This window comes from Desulfovibrio piger, assembly GCF_951793255.1.
Taxonomy (GTDB): Bacteria; Desulfobacterota; Desulfovibrionia; order Desulfovibrionales; family Desulfovibrionaceae; genus Desulfovibrio.
This window is the reverse complement of sequence record NZ_OX636706.1, coordinates 2,714,355-2,738,885: the sequence shown is the minus strand read 5'-3', so window position 1 is coordinate 2,738,885 and position 24,531 is coordinate 2,714,355. Positions and strand designations below refer to the sequence as shown.

The 24,531-nt window shown below is 63.8% G+C and carries 32 protein-coding genes; all 32 read right to left on the bottom strand.

Features of this window, described 5'->3' with window-relative positions; all coding sequences use genetic code 11:
• Positions 1-2 precede the first annotated feature (2 nt).
• Positions 3-587, bottom strand: a complete 585-nt coding sequence (locus Q4I12_RS12260; RefSeq protein ID WP_302261757.1) for a YmfQ family protein — start codon at positions 585-587, stop codon at positions 3-5.
• Positions 587-1,642, bottom strand: coding sequence for a baseplate J/gp47 family protein (locus Q4I12_RS12255; protein WP_302261756.1), 1,056 nt, complete (start codon positions 1,640-1,642; stop codon positions 587-589). Before Q4I12_RS12255 ends, Q4I12_RS12260 begins: the two co-directional genes overlap by 1 nt.
• A 105-nt stretch (positions 1,643-1,747) precedes the next feature.
• Entirely contained in the window at positions 1,748-2,236 is a 489-nt protein-coding gene (locus Q4I12_RS12250; RefSeq protein WP_302261755.1) for a phage GP46 family protein, read from the bottom strand.
• The gene (locus Q4I12_RS12245) at positions 2,233-2,880 is read right to left on the bottom strand and encodes a phage baseplate assembly protein V (RefSeq protein WP_297231501.1); all 648 of its coding nucleotides are present in this window, start codon (positions 2,878-2,880) and stop codon (positions 2,233-2,235) included. Before Q4I12_RS12245 ends, Q4I12_RS12250 begins: the two co-directional genes overlap by 4 nt.
• Positions 2,871-3,935 carry a phage baseplate assembly protein gene (locus tag Q4I12_RS12240; protein ID WP_302261754.1) on the bottom strand — a complete coding sequence of 355 codons (1,065 nt, stop codon included), beginning with the start codon at positions 3,933-3,935 and terminating at the stop codon, positions 2,871-2,873. Before Q4I12_RS12240 ends, Q4I12_RS12245 begins: the two co-directional genes overlap by 10 nt.
• Positions 3,928-5,109, bottom strand: coding sequence for a DNA circularization protein (locus Q4I12_RS12235; protein ID WP_302261753.1), 1,182 nt, complete (start codon positions 5,107-5,109; stop codon positions 3,928-3,930). Before Q4I12_RS12235 ends, Q4I12_RS12240 begins: the two co-directional genes overlap by 8 nt.
• A gap of 3 nt (positions 5,110-5,112) precedes the next feature.
• The gene (locus tag Q4I12_RS12230; RefSeq protein WP_302261751.1) at positions 5,113-7,104 is read right to left on the bottom strand and encodes a phage tail tape measure protein; all 1,992 of its coding nucleotides are present in this window, start codon (positions 7,102-7,104) and stop codon (positions 5,113-5,115) included.
• 184 nt (positions 7,105-7,288) lie between these two features.
• Positions 7,289-7,783, bottom strand: a complete 495-nt coding sequence (locus Q4I12_RS12225) for a phage tail assembly protein (protein WP_302261749.1) — start codon at positions 7,781-7,783, stop codon at positions 7,289-7,291.
• Positions 7,784-7,785: 2 nt separating this feature from the next.
• Positions 7,786-8,142 (bottom strand): phage tail tube protein, encoded by a 357-nt coding sequence (locus Q4I12_RS12220; RefSeq protein ID WP_302261747.1) that lies wholly within the window; start codon positions 8,140-8,142, stop codon positions 7,786-7,788.
• Between the two features lie 3 nt (positions 8,143-8,145).
• Positions 8,146-8,370 carry a hypothetical protein gene (locus Q4I12_RS12215; RefSeq protein ID WP_302261744.1) on the bottom strand — a complete coding sequence of 75 codons (225 nt, stop codon included), beginning with the start codon at positions 8,368-8,370 and terminating at the stop codon, positions 8,146-8,148.
• A gap of 12 nt (positions 8,371-8,382) precedes the next feature.
• Positions 8,383-9,858, bottom strand: coding sequence for a phage tail sheath C-terminal domain-containing protein (locus Q4I12_RS12210; protein ID WP_302261742.1), 1,476 nt, complete (start codon positions 9,856-9,858; stop codon positions 8,383-8,385).
• Positions 9,858-10,043: a DUF2635 domain-containing protein gene (locus Q4I12_RS12205; RefSeq protein WP_302261740.1), complete on the bottom strand. Its 186-nt coding sequence runs from the start codon at positions 10,041-10,043 to the stop codon at positions 9,858-9,860. The genes Q4I12_RS12210 and Q4I12_RS12205 overlap by 1 nt, the downstream gene beginning before the upstream one ends.
• Entirely contained in the window at positions 10,036-10,590 is a 555-nt protein-coding gene (locus Q4I12_RS12200; protein WP_302261738.1) for a hypothetical protein, read from the bottom strand. The genes Q4I12_RS12205 and Q4I12_RS12200 overlap by 8 nt, the downstream gene beginning before the upstream one ends.
• A 13-nt stretch (positions 10,591-10,603) precedes the next feature.
• Positions 10,604-11,113, bottom strand: a complete 510-nt coding sequence (locus tag Q4I12_RS12195; RefSeq protein WP_302261736.1) for a phage virion morphogenesis protein — start codon at positions 11,111-11,113, stop codon at positions 10,604-10,606.
• On the bottom strand, positions 11,113-11,535 hold the full coding sequence (locus Q4I12_RS12190) for a DUF1320 domain-containing protein (protein WP_302261734.1): 423 nt from the start codon (positions 11,533-11,535) through the stop codon (positions 11,113-11,115). Before Q4I12_RS12190 ends, Q4I12_RS12195 begins: the two co-directional genes overlap by 1 nt.
• Before the next feature lie 8 nt (positions 11,536-11,543).
• The gene (locus Q4I12_RS12185; protein ID WP_300707228.1) at positions 11,544-12,485 is read right to left on the bottom strand and encodes a hypothetical protein; all 942 of its coding nucleotides are present in this window, start codon (positions 12,483-12,485) and stop codon (positions 11,544-11,546) included.
• A gap of 15 nt (positions 12,486-12,500) precedes the next feature.
• Positions 12,501-12,875, bottom strand: a complete 375-nt coding sequence (locus Q4I12_RS12180; RefSeq protein ID WP_302261731.1) for a DUF2190 family protein — start codon at positions 12,873-12,875, stop codon at positions 12,501-12,503.
• A 9-nt stretch (positions 12,876-12,884) separates the two neighbouring features.
• Complete coding sequence (locus tag Q4I12_RS12175) at positions 12,885-14,123, bottom strand: phage protease (protein WP_302261730.1); 1,239 nt, start codon at positions 14,121-14,123, stop codon at positions 12,885-12,887.
• A 416-nt stretch (positions 14,124-14,539) separates the two neighbouring features.
• Positions 14,540-15,691, bottom strand: coding sequence for a PBECR2 nuclease fold domain-containing protein (locus Q4I12_RS12170; RefSeq protein ID WP_302261729.1), 1,152 nt, complete (start codon positions 15,689-15,691; stop codon positions 14,540-14,542).
• Entirely contained in the window at positions 15,678-17,168 is a 1,491-nt protein-coding gene (locus tag Q4I12_RS12165; protein WP_302261727.1) for a phage portal protein family protein, read from the bottom strand. Before Q4I12_RS12165 ends, Q4I12_RS12170 begins: the two co-directional genes overlap by 14 nt.
• Positions 17,168-18,535, bottom strand: coding sequence for a phage terminase large subunit family protein (locus tag Q4I12_RS12160; RefSeq protein WP_302262113.1), 1,368 nt, complete (start codon positions 18,533-18,535; stop codon positions 17,168-17,170). Before Q4I12_RS12160 ends, Q4I12_RS12165 begins: the two co-directional genes overlap by 1 nt.
• Complete coding sequence (locus tag Q4I12_RS12155) at positions 18,519-18,755, bottom strand: hypothetical protein (RefSeq protein ID WP_300734930.1); 237 nt, start codon at positions 18,753-18,755, stop codon at positions 18,519-18,521. The genes Q4I12_RS12160 and Q4I12_RS12155 overlap by 17 nt, the downstream gene beginning before the upstream one ends.
• Entirely contained in the window at positions 18,755-19,309 is a 555-nt protein-coding gene (locus tag Q4I12_RS12150) for a phage protein Gp27 family protein (RefSeq protein WP_302261724.1), read from the bottom strand. Before Q4I12_RS12150 ends, Q4I12_RS12155 begins: the two co-directional genes overlap by 1 nt.
• 5 nt (positions 19,310-19,314) lie before the next feature.
• Positions 19,315-19,614: a VpaChn25_0724 family phage protein gene (locus tag Q4I12_RS12145; protein ID WP_302261723.1), complete on the bottom strand. Its 300-nt coding sequence runs from the start codon at positions 19,612-19,614 to the stop codon at positions 19,315-19,317.
• A gap of 3 nt (positions 19,615-19,617) precedes the next feature.
• On the bottom strand, positions 19,618-19,983 hold the full coding sequence (locus tag Q4I12_RS12140; RefSeq protein WP_302261721.1) for a hypothetical protein: 366 nt from the start codon (positions 19,981-19,983) through the stop codon (positions 19,618-19,620).
• The gene (locus Q4I12_RS12135) at positions 19,967-20,140 is read right to left on the bottom strand and encodes a hypothetical protein (protein WP_302261720.1); all 174 of its coding nucleotides are present in this window, start codon (positions 20,138-20,140) and stop codon (positions 19,967-19,969) included. Before Q4I12_RS12135 ends, Q4I12_RS12140 begins: the two co-directional genes overlap by 17 nt.
• Before the next feature lie 67 nt (positions 20,141-20,207).
• Positions 20,208-20,582, bottom strand: a complete 375-nt coding sequence (locus Q4I12_RS12130) for a hypothetical protein (protein WP_302261718.1) — start codon at positions 20,580-20,582, stop codon at positions 20,208-20,210.
• On the bottom strand, positions 20,579-21,250 hold the full coding sequence (locus Q4I12_RS12125) for a transglycosylase SLT domain-containing protein (protein ID WP_302261717.1): 672 nt from the start codon (positions 21,248-21,250) through the stop codon (positions 20,579-20,581). Before Q4I12_RS12125 ends, Q4I12_RS12130 begins: the two co-directional genes overlap by 4 nt.
• Positions 21,250-21,582, bottom strand: a complete 333-nt coding sequence (locus Q4I12_RS12120) for a hypothetical protein (RefSeq protein ID WP_302261715.1) — start codon at positions 21,580-21,582, stop codon at positions 21,250-21,252. The genes Q4I12_RS12125 and Q4I12_RS12120 overlap by 1 nt, the downstream gene beginning before the upstream one ends.
• A gap of 152 nt (positions 21,583-21,734) precedes the next feature.
• Positions 21,735-22,598 carry a hypothetical protein gene (locus tag Q4I12_RS12115; protein WP_297231626.1) on the bottom strand — a complete coding sequence of 288 codons (864 nt, stop codon included), beginning with the start codon at positions 22,596-22,598 and terminating at the stop codon, positions 21,735-21,737.
• A gap of 127 nt (positions 22,599-22,725) precedes the next feature.
• Positions 22,726-23,253 carry a helix-turn-helix domain-containing protein gene (locus tag Q4I12_RS12110; RefSeq protein WP_302261713.1) on the bottom strand — a complete coding sequence of 176 codons (528 nt, stop codon included), beginning with the start codon at positions 23,251-23,253 and terminating at the stop codon, positions 22,726-22,728.
• Positions 23,254-23,890: 637 nt separating this feature from the next.
• Positions 23,891-24,358, bottom strand: a complete 468-nt coding sequence (locus Q4I12_RS12105; protein WP_302261711.1) for a hypothetical protein — start codon at positions 24,356-24,358, stop codon at positions 23,891-23,893.
• Positions 24,359-24,531: the final 173 nt, after the last annotated feature.

Below are 24,531 nucleotides of genomic sequence, written 5' to 3'. Positions count from 1 at the left end.
GCTTATTCCTCGTATCCGATGATGATTACCGTATGGGCCGGGGCGTAGAGGCGCAGCAGGCATTCCAGATCTTCCCGGCGGGCAAAGTCCAGCAGGCGTTCCCCCGGCACACTGGCCCCACAGCGAAAGCGCAGCACACGCTGCCCCCTGACCACCACGGACCAGACGAAGCGCACGCCGTGGTCGCCGTTGAGGCGCTGGCCACAGCGGGAAAGTCCGGTCAGGAAGGGGCGGTATTCCGTGACGCGGATGGAAAGGCCCAGCAGGGCCGCCAGCTGCTGAAAATAGGCGATACGCTGGCCCCCGGCGCCGGTCAGCTGGGCTACCACGGCCGCACGGCGGGCCTGCAAGGTACTGTCCCAGGCGATGGCGCAGTCTCCGGGCAGGCCGCAGACGCGCTCCCAGTCGGGTAACAGCTCCGCGGACTGCCGTGGATCGGATTCCCGTACCAGGGCGCTGCTCCGGCTCTCCGTGCGGCCGTATTCCCGCGCCAGACCGTCCAGCAGGCGGCCCCAGACGCTGTCCGGGTCTGTGGGCAGGGCCTGACCCGGCGGCTGCAGGGCAAAGAACTGCTCGCGGTAGGACACTATGCCTCCTCCCAGGTGATGCTGCCCAGCACGGCAATCTTGCCGGTGGGGATCTGGATATTCTGGGTGGGAGACAAGAGAACGTGGTCTTCCTCACCTTCAGCACCGGAAATGGCCTCGTTAAGGCGGGAGATGACGACCGTGCCGCCGGGCACGGCATCGCGACGCAGGACGGCCCAGACGGCCTCGGCCACCACCACGCGAAGCCGGGGATTGTCCGGGCTGATGCGCAAATCAAGGTTGACGGGCTCCGGCACGGGGGCCACCACATAGACATCCGCCGTGACCGGCCGCAGACCGTCCAGATGATCCGCGACGCGCTGCACATCTTCCGGCTGGGGGATGCCGTTTGTATAGGTATCGTCCATCATGAAGCGCACGGTCACGGAGCCACGGCCCATCTCGCCCGGGTAGCACCAGGCGCGGGTCACGCCCGCCACCTCCAGTGTCCAGGTAACGTAATCGCGCGCGGCCCCGCCCGACGGCAGGGTGCGGATGCGCGACAGCAGGCGCGTGCGCAGGGAGGCATCCGTTTCCGCTGCCGCGCCGCCGGTGATGTTGCCGGAAGCTGCGGCCCGGGCCTGGACGCCTGCCACCGGTATGGTCAGCTGCAAGGGCGTTGCGTCGGATGCATTGCCGTCCGGCCCGGCCTCCACAGCCTCGATGGCCGCACGGGCCGTACCGTCTTCGATCCAGGCATCGGCCAGGGTCGCGTAGATCTGCCCGGACGGGCTCTGTACTTCCGTACCGGCGGGAATGGCGGCACCATCCTCGCCGCTGAAAACGGCATACCCGGCTGCCTGTGTGGCGGCCCGGCGTGTGATGCCCCAGATGGAGGCCCAGCGTTCCAGATGTTCGGTCTCGGCCGTATCCGGCATGATCTGCCGGGCCAGCCAGTCCAGATAGCCGTACAGGCCGTGGGCCACGCCGCCCTCCATGCGGGCCAGGATGGCCAGCAGGCGGCGGCGCAGCCAGGGTTGGCCGTCAAGACGGCTGTCCATATCGGCCTGGATGCGGGCAATGAGTTCCCGGAGGGAGGGACGTTCAAATGGCATGGACACATCATGCCCGGAGCGCCTGTAAAAATCTGGTGAGGATTCTCACAAAAAAAAGCCCGGTAAAAACCGGGCCATGCTTCAGTCGTTGCGACGCGGGAAACTTCAGACGGACAGAGGAAATGTTTCCCGGTATTCGCTGGAGTCGGGCAAGGTGATCGTCACCTCAAGCGCAAGCCAGCCAGACCTAGGGCTGGAGGCCGTGACGCTGACAGCTGTGGCCACGCCGTCCTCCACCAGCCAGGCAAGGGCCTCCTCGGCATAGTGTCGTGCCCTGTCCAGCACGCCGGCAAGCTGCTTTTCGCGGGAAAGCAGCCAGAGACGGGAACCGATACGGTCCCCGGAAGCGAGCCCGCCACCGATGCCGTATTCCGTCATGGGTGCCACGGTGTCTGCCCACCAGCCGCGCCGATCATTGCTGCCGTTGGGCAAAACGTCATCATCGTCCGCCCGCCTGTCCAGGAACAGGGACAGGATGACGGCCGTGCGCAACGTGTTTTCGGCCACCAGATCCCCGGCCTCCATGCCGCAATCCGGCCCGGCCACGTCCAGAGGCGCTGGGGGAAGCAGGGCCAGGTCATTGACGCGCCTCATTGCGGCACCCCCGTAGTACCGCCGGAATCGCCGGGATGGGTGTGATGGGCGGTGGAGATGCCTTCGGCCGTCACATCGCCGCTGGCGGTGATAGTGCCATGTTGCGTGGTATTGCCGGTGATGGCCATGTCGGCGGCAATATTCGCCGTGCAGCCGCCCGATCCTCCGCCAAGACCAAAGGACGGCGTCTCATAGGTGACGCCCTGCGTGGCCCTGACCGCGTAGCTTTTTGTCTCCACGCGCACGTCTTCCTGTGCCCGGATGACAAGGTGCAGGGTCTCGATCTCCACATGCCGGTCCCGTTTGAGGGTGATTTTGTCGCCCTCGTCGGTATAGATGCAGACCTCGCCGCTCTTGAGACCGGCCACACGCACGCCGCGGTTGCCGAAGTTCACGCCCACGCAGGCGCCGCGCTGTCCGGCCACATTGAGGACCACGCCTTCCGCGCCCGGCAGGGGGTTGGAGGTGAAGCCATACGGCTCCATATGTTCCACCCCGTCCATGACCTCGTCGGCCAGGATGCGCACCTGCACGCTTTGCAGGCCTGTCCCGGCATTGACGGCCAATAACACGGCCCGGCCAACCAGGGTGGCCATGCGCCGTTGCAGGGAGCGCAGGAGGCGCCCGGGGATCATTACAGCCATAACGAGGCCTCCTTGCCTTTTTTGCCCTTTGCCTCCTTGGGCATCTCGGGCAGCAGTTCATAGGCTTCCCTGGGGGACAGGGAAAGTTCCGTAAGGCAGCCCCGGTCGTCCATGTGCCAGCTCACATTGACGATGAGCCAGGTGGCCATGGCCTGCCCGCTGCTGTCCAGGATGTCGGCCAGACGATTGGGCTGCCAGAGCTCCGTTCCCGCATACCAGCCGTTGACCAGCGCCCGGGCCTGATGCCCCTTGCCATAGCGCACGGCAACTTCGTGGCGGGCGCGGGTGGTGGCGCTGCCGAACTCCTCCTGTTCCGCGATGATGGTCAGGGGGCGGTAGCGGGGCACGTTGGGATCGGTGGCCGTCCCCTTGGCCTGGGCATTGCCGGGGCCGTCCCAGGTATCGGAACCGGCGGACTGGCCTTTGACAGTAACTTCCGAAAAGCGATCCTTCATGCTGGAGGACAGAGCAAGGCGCAGCAGATTGCCGCCCATCTGCAAGGCGGCGGCCGCCTTGCGTGTGCCGGCGCGGGTGATGACCAGACGGCCGTCGCCGTCGCTGGTGAGCATGACGGCATTGGCCCGCGCCAGCCGTTCCAGCATCTCGAAACAGGTCTCGCCTTCTTCGGTCTTGAAACCGGGCACGGCCTTGTTGCATTCCGCTTCCACCATGACCTCGATGCCGAACAGCCTGGCCCAGCGGCGGGCCAGCGCGGGCAGGTCCGCGCCCTTGAGTTGCAGGGAGGGCGGGCAGCAGTCCACAAGATCCGCCGTTTTGTCTCGTCCGGAGACGCGATACTCGTGGGAGGTGGCGCTCCAGGAGACTTCCACATCATCCACATAGCCCGTGATGACGGCCCGGCCGTCGATGGTCACACGGCAGGCGGCCCCGGCCTTGATGCCGCGCGGTTCATTTTGCTGCGGCCAGCGGTCAGTGACGGACAACCTGAAGGTCCCGGCGCATTGCTCCAGGCCCCGGCTGATGTCTATGGACTTCCAGCCGCCGTAACGCCGGCCGTCCACCTCCAGGATAATGTCGGGCTTGCGTTCACTCACTCAGGACCTCCAGCGGGGTGCCGCCCGGTACGCGGCCGGGATGGCGGATGCGGTTACGGGACACGATCTCATCAGCACGCCCCGCATCCGCATGGATGCGGTAGGCGGCCACCAGCGCGGGCACGGTGCCCGGCAGGGTCACGGAACGCACGCGCGGCAGCTCCGCGCCGCGTGTGGTCAGGTCCGTCACTACGGCCCGGCGCAGCTCGGCAAGACCCAGAAAGACGGCATCATCAGCCGCCGGCTCAATGGTATCCAGGCCTTCCACCACGGCATCCCGATCCGCCAGAGCGTCGTCGGCCGTGGCGTACTCCGTGTGGGCCGTGGATGCGGCGGTCTCTATGACCACCACCTGGGCGACGGTATCGCGGATCACGCGCTCGGCTTCGATGGTGATGACGGCACTGCCGCCCAGGATACTTTCCAGCGGCGCGGTGCCTTCCCCGGATGCGATGCTGAAGGACGCATCCGACACGGGAGCAGCCAGGGCTTTTTCCCCGCTCTCATTGCCGAGCAGCCCTCCGAAGAGCCACACCAGGGCATCGAAGAAGGCCGCGGGCGTGGCGATCAGGCTTTGAACATAGGCAAGCCCTTCCGCAATAAGGCTTTGGGGCAGGCCCAGGTATTCCATGGCAAGGCTTGCCGCGTCATTGAGCGCCGTGGCCACTTTGTCGATCTCGTCCAGGGCGGGCGCGAAGGCGGACAAAAAGCTGTTCTTCAGGGCTTGCCGGGCACTTGTGGCGGCCGAAGCGACCCCCTTGGCCGTATCGGCGGATGCGGTGGGGTTCGTGAGCTGTCCGGCTTCCCGAAAGCGGATATCCAGCTCAAGCAGGCCCCCGCGCTCCATGCTCTCGCGCAGGCGGTAGTCGTCCACCACCACATTGACCTCGCCATGCCAGGGATGCACCAGCTCGCCGGGGCCATAGGCTTCCAGGGCCTTGAGCACGTCCGCCCGGGCCGTGGCGTAATCATACGTGCGGCCCTGGATGATATAGCCGCGCACCGAAAACTCCCGCGCCCGGCGGCCCAGGTCCTCACTGTAGGGCGTATCCCGCAACGGGTACTCGTGCAGCACCACACGGCGACCGCCCGAGGCTTCCACATCGTCCACCTCGAAACGGGCGCCCCGGAAGGAGGCCTCGCGCAGGTTGCTGAAAAAGCTGCGGGCACGCATGGCTTACTCCATCATCTCGTTGGCTATCTGCCGGGAATAGGACAGGCCGCTGTCGATATTGCCGTTACTGGACCGGATGGCGGCCTGGGCATTGCCCGTCACGTTGACGTCCACAGCGATGCCGCCCGTGGGGATGGCGGCGACGACCTGCTGCATGGAGGTCAAGAAAGTCTGCATCGTTTTCTGCAGAGCCGGGTTTTCACCTTCCCCAACGCCGAGCCAGTTTTTGACGGTGGAGACAAGGCTTTGTCCCAGCTCCGAGCCCAGGATGCCCCCGGCCACGCCTCCCACGACACCACCGGCGGCAGCGCCGAAAGGCCCCAAAAAACCGCCAAGGAACGCGCCCGCCTTGGCGCCGGCCGCCGTGCCCGCCCAACCACCGGCAAGGCCGCCGGCCGCGTCTGTCGCGGCATCGACCTTTTGAGCCATGGTGGCATCGGAATCAAAAAGGACCGGCGCCACTGTCGCAGCCGCAGTCAAAAGAGCCGCGCCCCGGCCCGCGCTTTTGGCCCCGTCAAGCTGTGCCCCGGAGACCGTTTTGCCCTTGCCGGCCTTTTTTCCGCCTGGAGCCCCCGGAGCTGCGGGAGCGCCGCCCGACTGGCCCAGCATGGCCTCACGGGTAAGGCTCATCTGTTTGTTGACCACATAGACGGGCAGCGGCAGCTTGAGCCCGGCAAGCCCAGCCTGCCGGGCCACGGTGGAGACAAGCCCGCCGGCCGCCTTGCCGCCCAGGCGGGAAAGGCCCATGCCCGCCAGCTTGAGGGCGCCATATCCGGCCACGCCCGCAGCGGCCGCGCCGCCCAGCAACTGTTTGCCGGACAGTCCCTCACCATCCAGCAGCATGGCGATGCCGCCCGCGATGGCTTCGTTGAAGGGCTTGGCGAAGTCATCGGCGGCCTGGGAAAGCGCCGCCTTCAGGCGTCCCACCTGGTCCACACTGTTGTTGATGGCGTCCGGCAGATCGCGGGCGATGGTCCCGGATGCGCCCTCGATCTCCGCGTTGAGCTTGTCCAGATTGTCCAGCACACCGGCGCTGAACAGGTAACGCAAGCCCCGCTGGGTATCCAGATCCGTCTTGGCGAAGGCCTGGGAAAAGGCCTTGTCCCGTTCGGCATCGGTCTTGAACTTCTGGTACTTCTTGGCGATATCCCGCAAAACATCGAAGGCGGCCCGCCGTTCGCCTTTGGCATCATAGAATTTGACGCCCGTGACCTTGGCCGCTTCCTTCAGGTAGTTCTGGTTGGTGAACAGACGCAGCGTGGAGTCCACCAGCGTGGCCAGGCGCTCCGGCTCTTTCTCCATCTGGGAAAGCTGCTCGATGAAGGCCAGGCTCTGGGTGTAGCTCAATCCGGCGCTCTTGGCGTTGACGCCCACGCGGGAAACGATGGAGGAAAGGTCTTCCAGCTCCGCCTTGCCCAGACGTCCGGCCACGGTCATCTGGTCCAGCAGCTTGACGGCCACACCGGCCTTGGACAAATCAAACTTGAAGCTTTCCCCCACCACACTCAGGGCACTGGCCAGCTGTTCGCCGCTGGCCCCGGTGACGGCCATAGCAGGGTTGATGGCCTTGATGGATTCCAGGGCCTGCGCATACTCCATCCCCGAGGCCCCCAGGTCATCCAGGCCGGCCTTGAGCTTCTCGATGGGTTGACCCGTCCGCTGTGCCATGGCGAAGAGTTCGCGCCGGGCATCGACCGCCTGCTGTGCGGTCAGGCCCATGGTCTGGCTGGTACGCATCAGTCCCTTGTCCAGACGGGCGCTGTCCATGACAGCCTGGGCCGCCTTGTAGCTGACGCCCAGTCCGGCCAGGCCCGCGGCATAGCGACCGGTCAGGGCCTCAAGACCTTTCCCGGCCTGGGCGGCCACGCCGTTGAGGCCGCCCAGACTGGAACGTATCTGCCGGGCCATGCCCGATATGGACGTAGAAAAGGCCTTGGCCCGGGTAATGAGATTGCCGCCAAGATCAAGTGTGAAGGAGGTGCGCAGGTTCGCCACGATGCAATCCTATGCTTCAGCCGTTGCGACGCAGGAAGCTACGGATGAAGACAGCAACAGGTTACGCGACAGGCGACGTGAAGAACTCGCTGTCGCTATCCGTAAGCCCGCTGGCGCGGGCAACGGCTAGTGCTTCACATAGTGCAAAAAACGGAGGAGCCTCTGGAGCGGCCAGGACGCCCCCTCACTCACCGGCAGCCCCGCCCGGCTGGCCAGCCGGGCCAGCAGCATCTCGAGACTGGTCGCTACCGGCAGCATTTCGCCCCCGGCCGGCTACTCCTTCCAGGCTTTTTTCCGCCCCCTGATCCAGCAGGCGGGCGGCAAAATTGAGGCTGTCCAGATCTCGGGCCGAGGCCTTGCCCAGATGTTCCAGAGAGAGCGGCCCGTCGAACTTGCCGCCGTTATCGTCCTCCAGACGTGCGATCTGACGGCGCAGCAATTCCGCCCCCATGCGAGCCGGGGAGGAAACAAGCTCCAGGCCCGTAGCCGTGGAGACCAGGCGTTCCGCGGCTTCGGCCGCGGCCAGCACGGCCCCGGCATTGAGCTGGCGCAGCACGGCCACCGTGTAGGTGGCGGAGCCCACCACAAGGCCGTCTTCAAGCTCGACACGCACCTGGCCGCCTTCGGCCACGGTAATACCGTCCACAGGGGTAAAATCCTTCAGAGCGGGTTGGGTCATGGCTAGATCCTTTCGCACGAGATGGCGCTGAATTTGACGTTGATGGTGCCGTTTTCCGCGTCCAGTTCACCCTGTTCGGTCACAAAGGCGCTGCGCAGGACGTACCGGTCTCCGGTATCGGATTCATAGACCACGGTGGCGTCCCTGATGGCATTGATGGCCGTCAGGTCCGTATCCCGGGTGTGATAGACGGCACACTCCAGTTCCGGTTCCTTGGTCTTTTCGGCAAAACCATGCACTTTGCCGCCGCCCACCTTGGCCTCGCGCGTGACGCCGCCGGGGTTCAGCTTGGCGCCGTCCTCGGTGCGCCATTCCTCGCCGTCCACACGGATGACGGCCTTGCCTGTGATCTGCGGCATGGCTTACTCCTTTCCCCCGGCTTCACGCCGGTCGATCTCGTCCAGGGTGGCGCCGGGATGGCCGCCCTCGGCGTGAATGACGAGCACTTCCAGATTTTCGTCATCCAGCCCGATACACACCTCGGAAACCGCGGCCAGATCAAGGCCGAAGGTTGTCTTGTCGTCGTACATGACGGGCATGTCCGGCGGCAGTCCGGCCAGTTTTTCCATAAGTTCTTTGACGGTCATATGCGTCCCTCCTTACAGGACAAAGCGGGTCAGGCAGGCGAAGATGCGGAACTGGTTGACCAGATCCGGCGGGGCCAGCACGTCCACGCGGTTGCGGTCGTCCGCATTGCGTTCCACGATGAGCTGTTCCTTGAAGGTCTCCACGTTCTCCACCAGGCCCTTTTCTTCCAGCTCGCGCATCAGGGCGATGAGTTCCGCCCGGATGACCGAGGGCGTGACCACGGCATTGCCCGGCCCGTAGGCCGTACCGTCGTCAGCCAGCTTGTGGCGCGGGAACTTCTGCTGGATGCGGGCGTTGACGGCATAGCGCCAGTAGCCCAGGGTGGCCACGGTCTGCACGTCAAGATACGAGGGATCGGGCGAGCCCCAGGCATTGGTCTGGTACATGGTCACTTCGCGCTCGATCTGCACCGTATCGTCGCTGGCGATGCGATAGGTGGCGATGCCGTCATAGAGCAGGATATTGCGCTCTTCCATGCTCCAGCGTTTTTCCCGGGGCGGCGCCATGACGCCCACAAGCTCCAGGGTCTGCAGGGGCCGCGCCGGGTCATTGGCCAGCGAGGTCGCGGCCTGCAGGGCATAGGCGGCAGCCACGTTCCAGGGCGAGGTGGGGATGGAGCCGATGCCCATGCAGCTCACCAGCTGCGAGTTCCCGGCATTGCCGTAGGTGGAGGTCTCGGACAGGGTGCCGCGATAGGCCAGAAAAGCCTGGCATTCCTGCTGGCGCAGGGGGCCGAACTGCGCGTCCAGCCATTCTTCCAGCAGCACACGGCCGTCCTTCTGGTTCCAGGGCAGCACCAGCGCCTTCCACCAGGTATCGCCCATGGCGGTGATGATGTTTTCCATGTCCGGGTCAGCCGTGCCCGAGGCCATTTTGCCGCAGGAAGCGGTAAGGCCCGCAGGGAAGCTGTCGTCCGTGGACAGGTTGACGGCCAGGTCGATGTCGTTGCCCGTGGCGCCCTTCCATTTGCAGGTCAGGGTCAGCACACCGGGCGAGGCTTCCTTGACCGCGGCGGTGACGGGCAACTCGCCGTCGGCATTGACGGCCTGCACCACACGGGCCACGGTGGCGGCCAGCTCTTCACCGCCTACGGCCTGCACACGCACGCGCCTGCCGCCCACATAAAGGCACAGCACGCCCGTGGCCGTACATTTGCCGGACAGGGTCACTTCGCCGGTAGCGGCCACGGCGGAGTTATCGTCCGGCACGGCCATGGCCCAGATCTCCAGCATGGTGCTGTTGCGCTTGGCATGGCGCACCATGTCCGCGATCTGGCTGCCCCGGCCCCACAGGCGGGCCGCCTGGTCCGCGGTGTTCATCAGCACGGGTTTGAGCAGCTCGCCCGCGCAGTCGGCTTCGGCCTGTCCCAGCAGCAGGACGCGCCACTCCATGACCGGCGTGCCGGACACGGCTCCGGAGTTGTCGAACTCGATATAGGTGAGCGGCACGCGGATATCCGCGGGGATGGCATTGAACGAGACAGCCATTAGTCCACCTCCTCGCTCTCAGGGGTTGCCGGGTCCGTGATGCTCACATCGCCGTCCTTCCGGCGGCGCAGCCAGTAGGCACGGTGCGGCCCCAAGGGGATCACGGCCCCGTCGGGCGGCAGGATCTCGCCCGTATCGGGACGCCGTACCACCAGCCCCGTACGCGGGGTGATGCGCTTACACATGCGTGTTCTCCTTTCCGGCGGATGCGCCGGGAAGATGCGTTTCGATGGTCACGGGGCCGTCCTTCTTCTCGCGCGTATAGCAGCGCAAAAAGTCGTCTAGCTCCGGCCAGGTGATGACATTGGAGACATCCACGGCCTGTTTCCAGGTGACGGTCCACAGGGCCACGTTGTTGGTGGCCTGGTCGCCGCTGGTGATGTTGGTGGCCCGCACGCTCTCCGGACGCATGCAGTCCAGGCCGAAGCGCTGATCCGCGATGACACCGGCCACCAGAGCGGCCAGCACCAGCACCGCGCTGTCCGCAGGCTGGCCGTCACGCCCCGGGCCTGCCACCACGGACACACCCACGTTGACGGTCACATAGGGGCTGCGGCCCTTGAGCTCCACGCCATCGGCCCCGATGATCTCCACGCCCACACCGGGAGCGGCCAGACACAGACGCTGGAGCTCCGTGTCATCCAGGGAGTTGCCCAGCTCGCAGACCGTGACGGAGGGCGGCAGATGTTCTCTCAAATGGGCCGCGATGGCGGCCCGGTATTTGTCAAGCATGATCGTCTCCGCGCTACGGGCGCATTTTTGCCAGTTTCTTGCGCAGCCAGTCCTCGGTGAGGTCCTGGATGACGCGCTCGTCGGTATCGGAAAGGCCCAGATACGGCCGGGCCGGGATGGTGACGGACTTGCGGAAGCCGATGCCGGGAACACGGAGCGCTTTTGCCCGACGTGCCCGGATGACGCCGCCAAACTGGTGGATGGCGGCATATTCCACGTTGGTGCCTATCTCCACACTGCGGCTGGATACCTGTGCCCCCGTATCGGAGATGGAGTCCCACAGACGGTGGTTTTCAACGAGTGTCAGGCCGCCGGTCATTTTGACCCGCAGGGATTCCGGCCAGCGGGAGCCGTCCGGTGCCGTACCCGTCTCGAAGCGGCGGGACACGGACGTGATCAGCTCGTTGCCGATGGAGGTCAGCAGAGGCTTGAAGCGCACCCGGGCAAGCTGCTCCCGAAAGCGCCGGGCCATGGCCCGCACTTCCTCATCCTGAAAACGAAACTCCAGGGTGGCTCCGGCCATCAGTAGTCCTCCAGACGGCGGCGGAAGTCGGACGGACGCACGACATAACCGATGCGTCCCGTGCCGCCGCTGCCCGCCGGGGCCGGGTCATAGCCCGGCCCCAGGCTGGCCTCGCCCGCGGCCAGCTTGTTCAAAAGCTCCCGCGCTTCACGGGCACGGCGCTCGTACATGCTGGCTTCCGTGGCGCCGGTGCGGGGCAAGGCCCCCACGGCCAGATCCACGGCGATGCGGCGCAGCACAGGCGGAGCCGGTGTTACCGGCACGGCAAAGCGCGTCCCCAGGATGGCGTCTATCTCGCTGGCGGCTTCGGCCAGGGCCTGTTCCACAGCGGCCGAGTCCGGCCTGCCTTCCGCGTCCTTGCCCGCCAGCATGATATAGACTTCCTTGTAGCGGGCCTGGATATCTTCCGGGGTGGCATACATGACGGCCCCTAGCTCGCGGCGATGGCCCCGGTGATGAGGCAGCCCGCATCCTTGGCCAGCACCAGTTCCTTGAGGCTTTCGCCCGCCCGGATGCGAATGCCGCCGCGCAGGCCGATATCGGGGTCCGTGCGGCTCCCGGCAAAGGGCTGGCCATAGGGCACGGTCAGGCCCCAGGTGACGCCGCGCTGCTCGCTGGCGGTCATGTCGCGGTAATGGAAAGCCATGCCCGTGCCCCAGACACGCTCGGGGACAGGCGTCTTGCCCTTGACCTGCCGGGTGACGCGGGCCTTGCCGATGTAGAGCTGCTCCAGCTCGAAATAGCTGCAAAACTCGGCCGTGGTCAGCTTCTTGCCCACCAGCTCGCCCTTGATGGCCTTGATGAGCAGCGGGTTACGGGAAAGCCTGTCCCAGACCTTCTGGCTCATGACGCCGATGTTGGGCCGCATGAAGGGCTTTTCCAGCATCTCGGCGATGACCGCTTCGGCGTCCACCGTGGCAACGTCAATGCCCGCTCCGGAGCCGAGCTCCTTCACGCAAGCCGCGGCATAGTTGTTTTTGTCCTGCACGAGGCGCGCCACGCGCAGTTCGCGGTCCAGTTTGACCAGGGAGAGCAGATACTCCGTGGATTCACCGGCAATGTCCCGACCGTCCTTGCGGCCCTGGTCGATGTCATCCTGCGGGATGGGGTCTTCCAGTCCGTAATCTTCGATGGCCGCCGTGGCCAGGCTGCTGGACAGGCTGACCTCGTTGGGACGGCCCTTGCGTCCCACGCGGCTGTCGGGCGCGGCAAAGGATTCCAGACCGTAGATGCTGTACTGGAACTCTTTTTTGCCGATGGCCTTGACCCTGGGCATGACGTGATCCGCCACATAGTCCGAGGGCTGGTTCATGTAGGCCAGGGCAATGGCCGTCAGTTGGGGATTGGTGGCAAAGGGTGTGGTCGTTGCCATGATGCTCTCTCCTTATTACGCGCCTGCCGTGGCCAGGAAGCCGGGCGCGAACTGGTAGTCGATGATCTCTCCGGCATCGGTGGCGGCTTTGCAGGCAAAGCCGATGATGCGGTTTCCGGCCGCCGTGGCCTTGACGGCGCGGCCCTGGGCATCGCTGGTCAGGGGATCGCCCGCGGCAATGGCGCCGCCGGCTTCCACTTCCGGCTGGTCGCTCATGGCCACATCGGCCCCGCCGTTGGGCTGCTTGCCCAGCTCGTCGGCCGTGCCGACAAACGCCTCCGTGGCGGCCTTGGCCTGTTTGTAGCCGCCGCTGCCGTCGTGGGCCACGATGCGGAAAGGGGCCAGCTCGCCGGTGATGGAAAGATTGACGTAAAGATCGGTCCTGGGCATGGCGGTCTCCTATTTGCTCACATGCGCCACGGCGTCGGTGATGCTTACCGTGACGCCCTTGGTGCGCATCTCCTCGCAATAGGCAAGGGCGCGCTGGGCAATGTCATTGGACGAGGTATCCGGGGCTTCTTCGCCGCCGGGCGCGGCTTCGCTGAAATCCACCTGTCTGGGCAGGCGCTCCAGGAACGCGGCCATAAAAGCGGCCGGGCTCATGCTGGTGGTCTTGCCGCCGTCTTCGGCGAAGTCGAAAGTTCCTTCTTCGTCCAGGCCGGCCATGAAGTCCGCAAGGCCCACGCTCTGGGCGGGCGTCAGGCGGCCGTCGGCCAGGGCCTTGTCCACCACACGGCTGGCGCGCTCCTTGCGGGCGATGCCGGTCAGATAGGCCACCTTGCGTTCCAGCTCGTCGGCACGGGCCTTGGTCTCGGCGAAGTCGGCATTTTCCACCGGGGGCGTTTCCTGTTTCTGCATGGTGTGCTCCTTTTTGGGGGGAAGGTTTTCCGCAAAAGCGGGGATCTCGGCCGCCTGGGCCGCGGATGCCGCGGCCATTTCCTGAAGGCCGCTCACGGCATACGAGGGGATGGCCCTGTCCGCGGTCTCCGCGCCGTCTTTTTCAACGACGTATTCGCGCAGACCCCGGAACAGATCCGCCAGCCAGCGCAGCAGGCCCGGCGATTCCGCGAAGTCGAAGCTGACGCAGCCCTCGTCCGTGTCGCCCTCGGCAAAGTTCACCGGGGCAAGGCCCTTCACCGCCGGGGGCTGGGCGCCCAGAAAACCCACATGGCGCAGGTAATAGACGCCGGGAACGGGATTGTGGGGACTGTCGGGCGTGTAAAAGCTGGCCGAGACTTTTTTGAAGCGCCCGGCCCGCACCATCTCCGCGAAGGCCGGGTCCAGCTGGCGGGGGGCGGCAAAAAGGCCGCCCCCGTCCGCCGTAAGACCGCCTACCCATCCCCAGGCCGGGGCGTCGGCCCGGGGATGCCCGATGACCAGCGGCGCTTCGTGCCGTGCCGGGTCGTAGGCGTTGGCCGTGGCGATCAGGTCGCTCTCGCCAAAGTCGATGGTTGCCCCCTGCATGGACGTATGTCTGCCGGGGCGAAAAATATGGATGGCGCGGTAGCCGTTGCCCGCACCAGCGGGCTTACGGATAGCGACAGCGTTTTTGTGGGCTGTCCTGCCATGTAACACGTTGCTGTCTTCATCCGTAGCTTCCTGCGTCGCAACGGCTGAAGCATGATTGTTGTCCTGCATGCTGTCCTCCTTTGGACATCATGCACAGGATGCCGGGGGAAATCTGGTGAGGATTCTCACAAAAAACACAAAGCCCCGGCACAGGGCCGGGGCTGCGGCAAGGGAATGCATGAAAGGTGGCGCAAGACGGTCTTGCGAACATGTGTTTATAAACGCCTGTAAACGGGGCAGACGGAACGAAAGCCCGGCAGGGCAGGCAAGTGCCCGGGCCGGGACAAAAACGCGACACAGGGCAAATTTGACGTGTTGGCCTTTTTGCAAAGTTCTTGCATCCGATGCAACGGACGCGTATCCTGTCTTCAAGGCTGTGTATCAGCTCTGAATCCCCCCAAAGGGGAACTCCCCTTCGTCCCTCTCTTATGAGAAAACGTACGCAGGCTGGCGAAAGCCCCCTGTCTCTGCGGGACGAAGGGGTTTTATTTTTCTGCTCGCGCCCAGGCCAGGACACCCTTGCGACGTTTGCGCAGCTCCTTTTCACTGCGGGACAAGATGAAGGTCGTATTCCAGAGCTCCCCCTTGCGAAACTCCGCGATCATCCAGCCGTAGCGCGTCTTGTCCAGAGCAAGGGCCTTGATGTAGTGGCGCCGCAATTCCACACGCCCCGTCTTCTCGTCTTCATACGGCAGCAGCCAGATCTCGTAAGGCTCTTCCAGCACTTCCGGGATGAAGGGGATATACTCCGCGCGGTCAAGGGCAAGATGGTTTCCCAGACTTTGCGCGGTGATTCCTACGGCCAGGCCATCCGGCCCATGGAAGACGGCGGCCTCACCGTGCAGCATCTTCCGCACGGCCTGCAGAAGGCCCTGCCGCGTTGTCGCCTTTTCTCCTACCTGAGCCCTGGGAGCATCCGCCGGGATGGTCTCCGGCCTGCCGTAGGCGGTGTAGTCACGCGCCGTGGGTAAAGGCCGAAAAGCTGCGGACTCCCGCTCCGTACTCACCCGCTCCGCCTTGCCCACATTGTAGGCCCACTCTTCCGGCACGTCTCCGGGAAAGGTCTCCACGCCCTTGCTGACCTGCCAGCCCTCGGCTTTCATGCGGGCGTTGCTCACGTTCTGCACCGTACATTTGCAGCCCCAGCCGTTGGGCGGAAAGTGGGCGTCCCAGAAGGGGTCCTCGATGGGCAGGATGACGCCGTGCCAGACGGCATGCTCCGGGCGCTTGGTAGGACGCTGCACCTGCACATAGCGCAGGTACGGGTGCATCTCGCGATCTTCCCACATGCGCTTCCAGTGCCCGGCCATATGGGCCGTGCGCATGTTGGTATTGAAGATGACCGCGCTGCGCCAGCCCGGCTCGCCCCGGTACTGCCAGCCGTGGGCTTTGACGATACGGTCAAAGTCGTCACGGAAGGCCGCAAGCGTGGTGCCCTGTTTCATGGCCTGCAACAGGCTTTGCTGGAAGTCGGCCAGCAGGGCGTCATTGGCGGCCCCGGCCACCATGAAAGCCTTGGCGTGCATCTGCGCGGGCAGGTCCCGGTAGGTCGTGACCGGCACGCGCACCTTGCGCCGGAAATGGGCGATGGCATCCTCAAAAGGCCCACCGCCGAAACGCACCTCACTTTCCGGCATCGCTGTCCTCCTCACCACTGAGGCCCGCCAGGTGGGCCGTGGTCATGGCGCCGTAGAGGATCTGGGCAAGATCATCCACGCCGGACAATTTGTTCAGGGCAAGCATGCGTTCCGCGAAGGAGGCCAGGTCCTCGCCTTCCGCCACGGCCTTGTCCAGTTCCGTGCGGATGGCATCGATCATGGCCGTTTGCGGGGCATCGGCCAGTGTCATGGCCTGCCGGGCCAGCGTATCGCTGTAGGGCTCGGCAGGGGCATGGCCTTCCGTGCCGGCTTCGGCGAACTCCGCCCCGGATGCGCTTGCCCCGCTACGCCTGCGTTGCCATGCGTCGCCGTAGCGGCGGGCGATCTCGTCGTCGGTCAGTTCCAGGCCCAGGGCCGCCGTGTCCTTGTCCTTCTGGGCATCGGCCTTGACCTTTGCGGGGTCTTCCACCCGGCGCCAGACCTGGGGCGGCCGCGCGCCGGGAAAGTTCCACTCCGTCAGCCAGACCGCCGGGCCGGTATTGAAAGACTGGCACAGCATATCCGCGTCAGCCTTGACCACGCTGGTGCCGATGCCGCTGTGGACTTCGGCCGTGCCGCTGTACTGGCCGATGCGCGAGGTGCCGGTCTGGGAAAGGATGATCTTGGCGATGGCATCGTCCCAATAGGCGAGGAAGTCCTTGAAGTCCCCGCTTCCCCGGCTGGTGGATTCCACCAGGGAAACGTCGAAGCCCTCGGGCAGGGCCACGGCCCCTTCACTGCGCAGGGACAGAGCCGCGGCCAGAGCATCCTTTTTGCGCTTCTCGTTCTCGGCGTCCGATTCGTCCGAAGGATAGACGGCCTTGGTGGTGGGCACCCCGAAACGGTCCAGGTAGGCGGCCCAGAAGCGGGCGCCGTTGCGCTTGAGGAACACGGGCCACCACAGCTGGTGCCCAAGGCCCATGCCGTAAGGGTTATCGTCGTCTTCCGCGCCCCAGGTCACCAGCCAGAACTTGCGCGACGGCATGGGCAACCAGCGGCTCTCCACCAGCAGCTTCAGCTGCCTGTCCTTGGCAAAGCCGAAACGCCAGGGCGCGCGCACGCGGATGTCCCGTAAGGTGATGCGGCTGCCGTCCCGTCCCCACAGACATTCGGCCACACCATAGCCGTACAGCAGGGAACCGTGCATTTTGCGGCAGGCCGCGTCAAAGTTGAAGCCCGTCAGCTGCTCGCGCAAAAAGTCCGCGGCCGCCACGTCCGCAGGCGCATCGCCGCCGGGGATCACTTCCCATTCCGCTTCCACCAGTTTGTCCTGCCGTTGCTGCATGAGGGCGGCCACCTGGTCATCACGGCGCAGCATGCCGTATTCGCGCAGATCGCCGCCCAGGGAGGCCAGCACGCTGTCCGGAGCGGGCACTACTTCGGCCACGAAGTTGGCAAGATCAAGGATGCCGTCGGAACGGACCTGCATGTCCGCCCGGGCAGGCAGGGCGTTGGGGTTGGCAAGGATGTCGGGCATCAGAACCTCCTGTAAGGCATGAAGGCGGCGTCGGGATCAGTGAAGCGCCCAAGGCCCCCACGGGCCGGGCCGGAGGGCACGGCATGATCCGGCAGGACGACGGCAGGCCTCGTGGCCGCGTTGACAGCCAGAAAGCAGGCCCAGGCGCGGTCCGCATGGCCTCCGCTGTCGGAATCGGCCACAAAGCGGGGTGCGCCCGTAGGGCTGGCCACCTTTTGCAATTTGTGCAGGTCGCTGCGCAGGGCCTCGTCCCCTTGCGAGATGCGCAGGCGTCTGTCCTCAAAGGCCTGCTTGCCCACCGTGGCCAGGGCCAGCTTGCTGGATGCGGTAAACAGCACCCCTTCCACGCGGCCGCTGCCGTGCCGGCGGCGGGCGTCTTCCACGGGCTTTTCGCCCATGCCGGTCTGGTCCATGCAGCAACGCAGCACCCGGTACCGCCGGAACACGTCATCCAGCAGGCTGTCCTGCTCGGCAAAGCTGGCCCCGCGCCGGGTGATGATCTCCCGCGTCCACAAGACGTCCCCCACTTCCTCCAGCACCCAGATGACAAAAAGGTCGTGCCGGCGGCCGATATCCACGCCCACATAGCAGGGGCCGCCCGCGTAGTTTTGCGCAATACCCGCCCGCTCATGCTCCACGGCATTGATGAGGTCATACGATAGCCAGGCGCTGGCCTCGTCCAGCCATTGCAGCTCGTATTCCTGCGCCCAGGCGTCGGGATCGTTCAGGGCGGCCCGCAGGGCCTCCACGTCACGCGGCAGGCCATCGGCCACGGCCTGATAAATGTCCACCACATGCTTGGACCAGCCCGCCGTCTCGGCGGAGGTCATGAGGTCGTAGAACTTGTTGCCCTTGCCGTTGGGCGTGGAGACCACGCGCAGTTTCAGGCCGTTACGGGAGACCACGGGAAAGAGGGCCGCCCAGATCTTGCGGCTGTCGGCATGGAAGGCGAACTCGTCCAAGAAAACGTTGGCACTGAAGCCTCGGGCCGTGTCGGGGTTGGCAGGCAGCGCGGTCACACGGGAGCCGTGGGCCATGACCACCTCCAGGGACTTGCAGGAGGTGGCGTCCGCCAGGTGAAAGTCCGACTCCAGGCTCTCGAAGGCGGCCCCGTAGGCCCGCAGATGCACCTTGAGGCCTTCCTCCATGGCTTCGCGGGCCTGCCGTTCCCCGCGCGAGAGGATGACCCAGCGCACACGGCGTTTTTCCACCTCGGCCTTGACCATGTCCTCGGCGATCTCCAGCGTGCTGGTGTAGGTCTTGCCCGTCTGGCGCGAGAACATGCCGATCTTGAAGCGGCTCTGGTCGTCTATCCAGCGGCGCTGGTAGGGATAGAGAATGGCACGGGCCTCAGCGGCGGAACCCATGGACGACACGGTCGGCCACCTCCTTCTTTTTGGCATCATTGAAGCGTTCCAGACGGCCCACCAGATAGCCGGTAGCGACCGAACGGCGGTGCAAAGCTCCGTGCCCGTTGTCCGGCGCAGCCGGGCTTACGGGCATCGACAGCAGCGCTATGCGGCGTATCCTTTCAAAGGGCACGCCCTGGCCCCGCTTGCGGGCGTCCGTCAGATCTTCCTTGTCCATCAGGCTTCTCCCCGGTAGACGGCCTGGATACGGGCGAAGACTTCCGCCGGGCCGGCAGCGGCCGGGCTTTCTTCAGCGGCTTTTTCCACGGCCTTGCGCATGGCTTCTTCGGCCTCGCGGCGGGCCTCCTCGCGCAGTTTCAGGTCGTAGTCCTGGGTGGCACGGGCGGCCTGCGCGCGTTCCTTGACGGTACGGGCCAGGGCACGCAGTTCGTCCACCTCGATCTCGGCATCCGGGTCATCCATGCGGCGCAGCAGGTAGTCGCTGGTGAGGGTGGTCAGCATCTCGATGAGGGCCGCGCCGCTCTTGCCGGTGGCGGCCTGGGCGCCCATACGCTCCATGACGGCCTCGGCCATGGCGCGGGACTCGCGCAGACGGGCCGCCACCTTGTCCACCTGCTGCTTGTAGCGTCCCAGGCCGGAGCGGGACACGTCCGCCCCCAGGGCCTTCAGGTGGGCGGTGATCTCTTCCAGGGTATGGCCCGCGTCCAGCATGGCGTGGAGCTGTTCGCGCAGCTCCGGGGGCAGGCGGCGGACCTTGCTCGTGCGGGGCATGGCCGCTACCTCGGCAGGGGGCGGTCCACACCGGGATGCCCGGCGATGCCCTGGGCCACTTCCACCCCGCGCGGGGTGACGGTGAGCACCGTGACGCCCACATCCAGACGCCGGCAACGGGCAAGGCCCTGTTCGGCCAGCCAGAAGGCGTCGGCCTCCACGGTATCGCGCGGCACCCCGTGGCCGATGGCCCGCAGGGCCGCCTGCAGGGTGCTGGTGTTCATGGCGTAGTCCTGCTCCTCACTCAGAAAGCGCAGGATGGCCAGACGGCGGTTCTTGCTGATGATGTCCTGCATATCGCTCATGGTTCAATCCTTCATGTGCCCGCGGAACAGCAGGTCCACCTGCCGCTCCACGCGTTCCATTATGCCGCGCAGGCCGCTGATCTCCTCGGCCAAGCGCTTTTGTTCGCCATCCATGCGTTCCAGACGCACGTCCAGGCCATGCGGCATCTGGTCCACACGCAGGTTCAGCTCGCGCACGGCCTGCTCGTGGGTGGTCAGCAGCTGGATGAAGCGTTCCCGTTCTTTCTTGTCCGCCTTGCGGTTGGCCTCGCAATCGTCACGGTTCATAAATTTTTTGTGCAGGCTCCAGACGATCCAGGCGATGAGCAGATTGACGATGATGGCCGCCAGCCAGCCGAAGGCCTTGGAAAGATCAATCAGGGTTTCCATGCGTCCCTCCGCTGTCTGTCTGGGCTTCCCAGCAGTCCAGGGCCGCCCGCAGGCCGCTGATGTAACGGCGCATGACGGCATCCCGGTGCAGCAATGCCTCCAGGTTGGCGTCCCCTTCCAGGGGGGCCGCCGGATCAAGCTGCGGCAGCCGGGGCACGGCCGGAGCCGGGCAATGTGCCGGGGCAAGGACCACAGGCGGCGGGGAAGGTGCCTGGGCCGCACAGCTACAGAGGACGATTGAGATAACGGGCCACAGCCGCACGACGGGGATTTTCATGGAGGGTCTCCGTGGGATGGGGAGGGGCGGGCGGCAAGGCTAGGATGGCCTCGCGTTCCGCGGCATCGGCCTGGGCCGCGGCCTCCCGCTTCAGGCAGGCATCGGCAAGGGCCGTCTGGGCGTCCAGTCCTGTCTGCCGTTGTGCGGCCGTCAGACGCCAGGCGTCCCGTTCCCGGCTCACAGCTTCCAGCTGGGGCAGCAGCTCGGCTTCCCGGGCATCCATGCCCCGGGCCAGCCCGGCGGCAAAGGCCGCGGCCAGGACAAAGACCAGCAGCAGCCATTCCAGAAGGCTGCCGGGCAGCAGTTTGAGAAGCCACATCATCGTGCAAGCTCCTGCAGGGCCGCCCGGTAGCGCTCCCGCTTTTCGCCCATGACGTTGCGCACATAGGCGCGGTTTATGCCGTAGGGGGACTTGTCCGCATAGGCCTTGCCCATGCCCTTGCGGGACTTGCGGCTGTGGGTCTCCACATGGCCGAACCAGCGTCCCTGGTCACAGCCCGCGATGCGGCCGCAGTAGGCCCTGTCCTGCAGGACGCCGCCCAGACCGCCGTTGTAGGCGGAAAGCATCATGGCGGCCCTGTCCTCGTCCGTGGCGCAGCCCTTGAGGGCATTCCAGTTGGCGCGGTTCTTGATGACCAGCGCCCGCAGCTGGAGGCGCGGGTCGTAGCGGTCTTCCCAGCGCCAGTGCCTGAGGTCCTTGTGCAGCTTCTTCACGTCTTCAAAGTTGTTGAAGCGCACCCGGCCCTTGCTGTCGTAGGCAATGGTGATCTGCCCCAGGCCAAAACCGTACTCGCGGGACGTTTTCAGCTCGGTGCGCGGATTCCAGCAGCGTTTGCTGCCAAGACCGTAGCACGTCTCCTGCTCCACCTGCCCGGCGTAGATGGCCGGGTCGTAGAAGTCAGGAGTGTAGGTCAAATGCTCCTCATAGAGCATGGGCAGATAGAGCTGGGCCAGCAGAGGAAGGGCCAGCAACGCGGAACCGGCGGCCATCACTTCCCCCAGGCCATGATGCAGACCAGGAAGCCGACGATGAGCAGGGAGCGCGCCAGCACCACCAGGGCGCCGGCCACGTTGCCTTCATTGAGGGCCGAGGCCGCGTGCTCGGAAACGTCCAGGTAGGGCATGACGATCTTGGCCAGCATGATTGCGGCCCCGGCCATGCCGATGACATAGGCCAGGTATCCGGCCAGGCCCAGGGTGGCGGCAGGGTCCGTCACCAGGCCGATGACGGCGCACAGGGCCAGCAGGGACAGACCGCGAAAATCATAGAAAGGACGCAGGGTGGACAGCAGACGCTGCCGGCGGGTGGATGTGGTGGGCATAACGCCTCCAGAGGTCAGGGTGGCGCCCGGCTTATGCGGGGCGATTGCCTTACCCTAGCGCGGCGCGGCCTGGAGGTACATTGTGGAATTTCAGGAAAACGAGGGGTGAAGAAAGCCCGCCGGTGGGGCGGGCCTTTGGATGAATGATGCAATTAACGAAAATGGAGAGAGCTGTTTCTAAGTAAGAACGATGTACGATCTCCCGGGAAAAAGGGGGGGAGTCCAATAAGCTCACCCCGCACCCATTTTTCTCCAAATTTTCTTTCAACAGGACAAGTTGTCTGAAATGGACGATACTTTTGAGGAGATGGCGTACATCGATTGGCCATTGTCAATTTGCCATGCCGCATAATCACGGTATGTGCCAAGAGCTTACACTTTGCCCACAATAAATCGTCGGAAACTTTTTCTTCAGCCTGCCGATAAACCTCGTCAGGAAGAGCGCCTCGTAAATCCGACACAGGGATGGACCTTACCATAACACGCATATCGGCAACTTTTGTCTCAGTTGTATATGGAATGTTCAGCCGATCTAGGGCTCCCCGTAGCGTTTTTTTATCAATATGCCTGGCCAGTTCCCAACTTGTTACTCCATCAACAGGACAGCGGCATAAAATGCCCTCATGTGACGTAGGATTGAGATGATCTCCTCGCCACATATAAGGCCATTCCCCTGCCGATTGAAAATGTTCCTGCCAGTTGGCCAGATCTGGCCACGACCAAGCTTTCCCCTTCAGCACGGAATACAGCTTTTTTTCCTGTTCTCGTCCACCAGCATTTAAGCTGTCGTACAGAGCCTGCGATATCTTATCCTGCAGACAGTCATCCATGCTAATGCCTCGCATGACCTGGCGGAACGCAGCTGAAAAAACATCTTCTCCACGGGCAAAGTCATTGCGGAGCCATGTATTCTCCACTTTTTTGCTAATGCGCATTGAAGACTTCGGGCGCTTGTCCGGTTCCTTCGGCGCGGACGGTGTCGCAAATAGGCCGCAAATTTTGCTAAAAATGCTCATAGCTTGCTCCCTATCCATCTGGCCTCAATTCGGCCTTATCCCCCCAGGATGCGATCACGACAGCCACGGAACTCTGGCTGGCTGCCCGATAATCCATAAAAACTACCTCTCGGGCACTCCGTAGACCTTAACCAGCACTCCCCGCAACTCCAGCTCCATAAGCGGAAGGCCCCTTCCGCGCCTCCCGCAGTTCGGCGACCTCCCGTTCCAGGTCGCGGATGCGCATGTCCCGGCGCTCCAGCTGAAGGCGCAAGTGAGCATTCTCCCGGAGCAGGTTATTTTGCTCTTGCAAAGCATCAAGAAGCCTTTGCTGGAGATCCCAAACGACCGACATGTCGGCCGTTTTATTTTGGGGTCTTTCTGTAAAATCAGGGCGTTGTATGTTCCTGCCTTTCAAAACGACCGACATGTCGGTCGTTTTTTCTTCCATGGCACCCTCTAACTGGTCCGCAGGATGCATGGACCCTTTACCCAGCAGAAGCCAATCCAGTGTGACCCCAAATTCCGTTGATACCCGGATTAGGGTTTCGTAATCTGGTTTTCTTTGTCCTTTTTCATAAGCTGATATGCCACTTTGGCTACTTCCTATCTTCTTGGCAAACTCGGTTTGCCCCATTGAGCCGCGAACAATGCGGAGACGATCTGCGAGGGACATTCCTAATCCTCATTAGGGTATTTTTATTAAAAATATCTCAAAAACGGGTTGACCGTTAATCTGTATTCGGGTAATTTACCCTCATTAAAGGACGCCGTTAAACGCCTTCCCCCTCCCTACAGGAAAGGCGAGCGCGGCACAAGAACAGGGGAAAGCGATGATCAGCCCCACGGGTAATATTTACTGCGACTTTTGCGGCAGGGAGCAGGCGGAATGCGGGCCTGTGACGGCCAATAACGGAATGGGCGAGCACTGCCATATCTGTGCGGATTGCGCGCTGCGCAGCATCGCCTCCCGCCTTGGCAAGACGGAAAAAACGTTGCCTCAACATCCCCAATCTGAGGACTGCCCCTACAGGGAAGCCAGGAAATGCGAGATGCACAATCATCCCTGCCAGATATGCCTTTATGCAAAGTTTCTTGATTGAGGGAAGAGGAAATGTCCTGCACTCAAAATACATTCACCAATATACCGCTTAACGGATTGGTACTGACTCCAGAAGGGGTATTTTTCAGTCTCCGTGAAGATCGGGAAGATTTTTGGCTTTTCCTGGGGAGCAATGTCGGCTGGGGACGTTTTACAAATGCCGACAGATTTGAAAACTCCGGGGAAGTTTTCAGGACAGATGATTTTATCTTCATTTTGACAGAAATTCTTCCACCAGATGCTGAACAACCACATCCACAGTTTTGCCCATGGCGCGCTTTAGAGTCTCCCCTGAAAGGCGCTGAACTTTTTGAACAAGGCTATTTTGTTCCTGCTGGCCAAGAGAACTCTGCCGTATCAAGGCGCAAATCAATTCCACCGAGTTTGCATCCAGAGTGACAAACCTATGCTGATTTTCAGCCGTTCGTCCCCCATCGTCCATAAGACTATCAAGCCCAAGGTGAGTAATGGAGAGCCTTTGATATAACAAGCAGCCTTTCCACACGACTCGTCCTTCAATGAGCTCATGGGCGGAAAGGTACTTTAAAAGCTGATAGGCGTCATATTCACTCCCGGCAATAGAGACCATGTCCTCAACGAAAGATTCTGGAAAAGCATAACCATCCAAATTTTTTAAATACTCAAGAACCTTAACCTGCATATCCTTGGTGATGTCCATATTTCCGGCTCCTTTTCCCGGAGCGGTTCCGGGGTTGGATTAACTGTGGATGAGAGAGTCTACCAGAGGAGCCGGAAACCTCAAAGCGGGCCGGAGCCCCACGAGGGCCTGAGCCCCGACTACCGCGACCGTGTAGACCTCCGTTCACCTCGCGGAGCAGCGTGCAACGGCGA

Bases quoted from the DNA above. Each gene is read 5' to 3' on its own strand.
- Q4I12_RS12245 (WP_297231501.1), bottom strand. From the start codon at position 2,880: ATGGCTGTAATGATCCCCGGGCGCCTCCTGCGCTCCCTGCAACGGCGC.
- Q4I12_RS12125 (WP_302261717.1), bottom strand. From the start codon at position 21,250: ATGGCCGCCGGTTCCGCGTTGCTGGCCCTTCCTCTGCTGGCCCAGCTC.
- Q4I12_RS12105 (WP_302261711.1), bottom strand. From the start codon at position 24,358: ATGGACATCACCAAGGATATGCAGGTTAAGGTTCTTGAGTATTTAAAA.
- Q4I12_RS12220 (WP_302261747.1), bottom strand. From the start codon at position 8,142: ATGCCGCAGATCACAGGCAAGGCCGTCATCCGTGTGGACGGCGAGGAA.
- Q4I12_RS12145 (WP_302261723.1), bottom strand. From the start codon at position 19,614: ATGAGCGATATGCAGGACATCATCAGCAAGAACCGCCGTCTGGCCATC.
- Q4I12_RS12150 (WP_302261724.1), bottom strand. From the start codon at position 19,309: ATGCCCCGCACGAGCAAGGTCCGCCGCCTGCCCCCGGAGCTGCGCGAA.
- Q4I12_RS12210 (WP_302261742.1), bottom strand. From the start codon at position 9,858: ATGGCTGTCTCGTTCAATGCCATCCCCGCGGATATCCGCGTGCCGCTC.
- Q4I12_RS12130 (WP_302261718.1), bottom strand. From the start codon at position 20,582: ATGATGTGGCTTCTCAAACTGCTGCCCGGCAGCCTTCTGGAATGGCTG.
- Q4I12_RS12110 (WP_302261713.1), bottom strand. From the start codon at position 23,253: ATGTCCCTCGCAGATCGTCTCCGCATTGTTCGCGGCTCAATGGGGCAA.
- Q4I12_RS12170 (WP_302261729.1), bottom strand. From the start codon at position 15,691: ATGCCGGAAAGTGAGGTGCGTTTCGGCGGTGGGCCTTTTGAGGATGCC.
- Q4I12_RS12255 (WP_302261756.1), bottom strand. From the start codon at position 1,642: ATGCCATTTGAACGTCCCTCCCTCCGGGAACTCATTGCCCGCATCCAG.
- Q4I12_RS12175 (WP_302261730.1), bottom strand. From the start codon at position 14,123: ATGCAGGACAACAATCATGCTTCAGCCGTTGCGACGCAGGAAGCTACG.
- Q4I12_RS12115 (WP_297231626.1), bottom strand. From the start codon at position 22,598: ATGAGCATTTTTAGCAAAATTTGCGGCCTATTTGCGACACCGTCCGCG.
- Q4I12_RS12205 (WP_302261740.1), bottom strand. From the start codon at position 10,043: ATGTGTAAGCGCATCACCCCGCGTACGGGGCTGGTGGTACGGCGTCCC.
- Q4I12_RS12155 (WP_300734930.1), bottom strand. From the start codon at position 18,755: ATGGACAAGGAAGATCTGACGGACGCCCGCAAGCGGGGCCAGGGCGTG.
- Q4I12_RS12235 (WP_302261753.1), bottom strand. From the start codon at position 5,109: ATGCGTGCCCGCAGCTTTTTCAGCAACCTGCGCGAGGCCTCCTTCCGG.
- Q4I12_RS12140 (WP_302261721.1), bottom strand. From the start codon at position 19,983: ATGGAAACCCTGATTGATCTTTCCAAGGCCTTCGGCTGGCTGGCGGCC.
- Q4I12_RS12225 (WP_302261749.1), bottom strand. From the start codon at position 7,783: ATGACCCAACCCGCTCTGAAGGATTTTACCCCTGTGGACGGTATTACC.
- Q4I12_RS12215 (WP_302261744.1), bottom strand. From the start codon at position 8,370: ATGACCGTCAAAGAACTTATGGAAAAACTGGCCGGACTGCCGCCGGAC.
- Q4I12_RS12190 (WP_302261734.1), bottom strand. From the start codon at position 11,535: ATGTATGCCACCCCGGAAGATATCCAGGCCCGCTACAAGGAAGTCTAT.
- Q4I12_RS12185 (WP_300707228.1), bottom strand. From the start codon at position 12,485: ATGGCAACGACCACACCCTTTGCCACCAATCCCCAACTGACGGCCATT.
- Q4I12_RS12200 (WP_302261738.1), bottom strand. From the start codon at position 10,590: ATGCTTGACAAATACCGGGCCGCCATCGCGGCCCATTTGAGAGAACAT.
- Q4I12_RS12160 (WP_302262113.1), bottom strand. From the start codon at position 18,535: ATGGGTTCCGCCGCTGAGGCCCGTGCCATTCTCTATCCCTACCAGCGC.
- Q4I12_RS12180 (WP_302261731.1), bottom strand. From the start codon at position 12,875: ATGCCCAGGACCGATCTTTACGTCAATCTTTCCATCACCGGCGAGCTG.
- Q4I12_RS12165 (WP_302261727.1), bottom strand. From the start codon at position 17,168: ATGCCCGACATCCTTGCCAACCCCAACGCCCTGCCTGCCCGGGCGGAC.
- Q4I12_RS12195 (WP_302261736.1), bottom strand. From the start codon at position 11,113: ATGGCCGGAGCCACCCTGGAGTTTCGTTTTCAGGATGAGGAAGTGCGG.
- Q4I12_RS12120 (WP_302261715.1), bottom strand. From the start codon at position 21,582: ATGCCCACCACATCCACCCGCCGGCAGCGTCTGCTGTCCACCCTGCGT.
- Q4I12_RS12250 (WP_302261755.1), bottom strand. From the start codon at position 2,236: ATGAGGCGCGTCAATGACCTGGCCCTGCTTCCCCCAGCGCCTCTGGAC.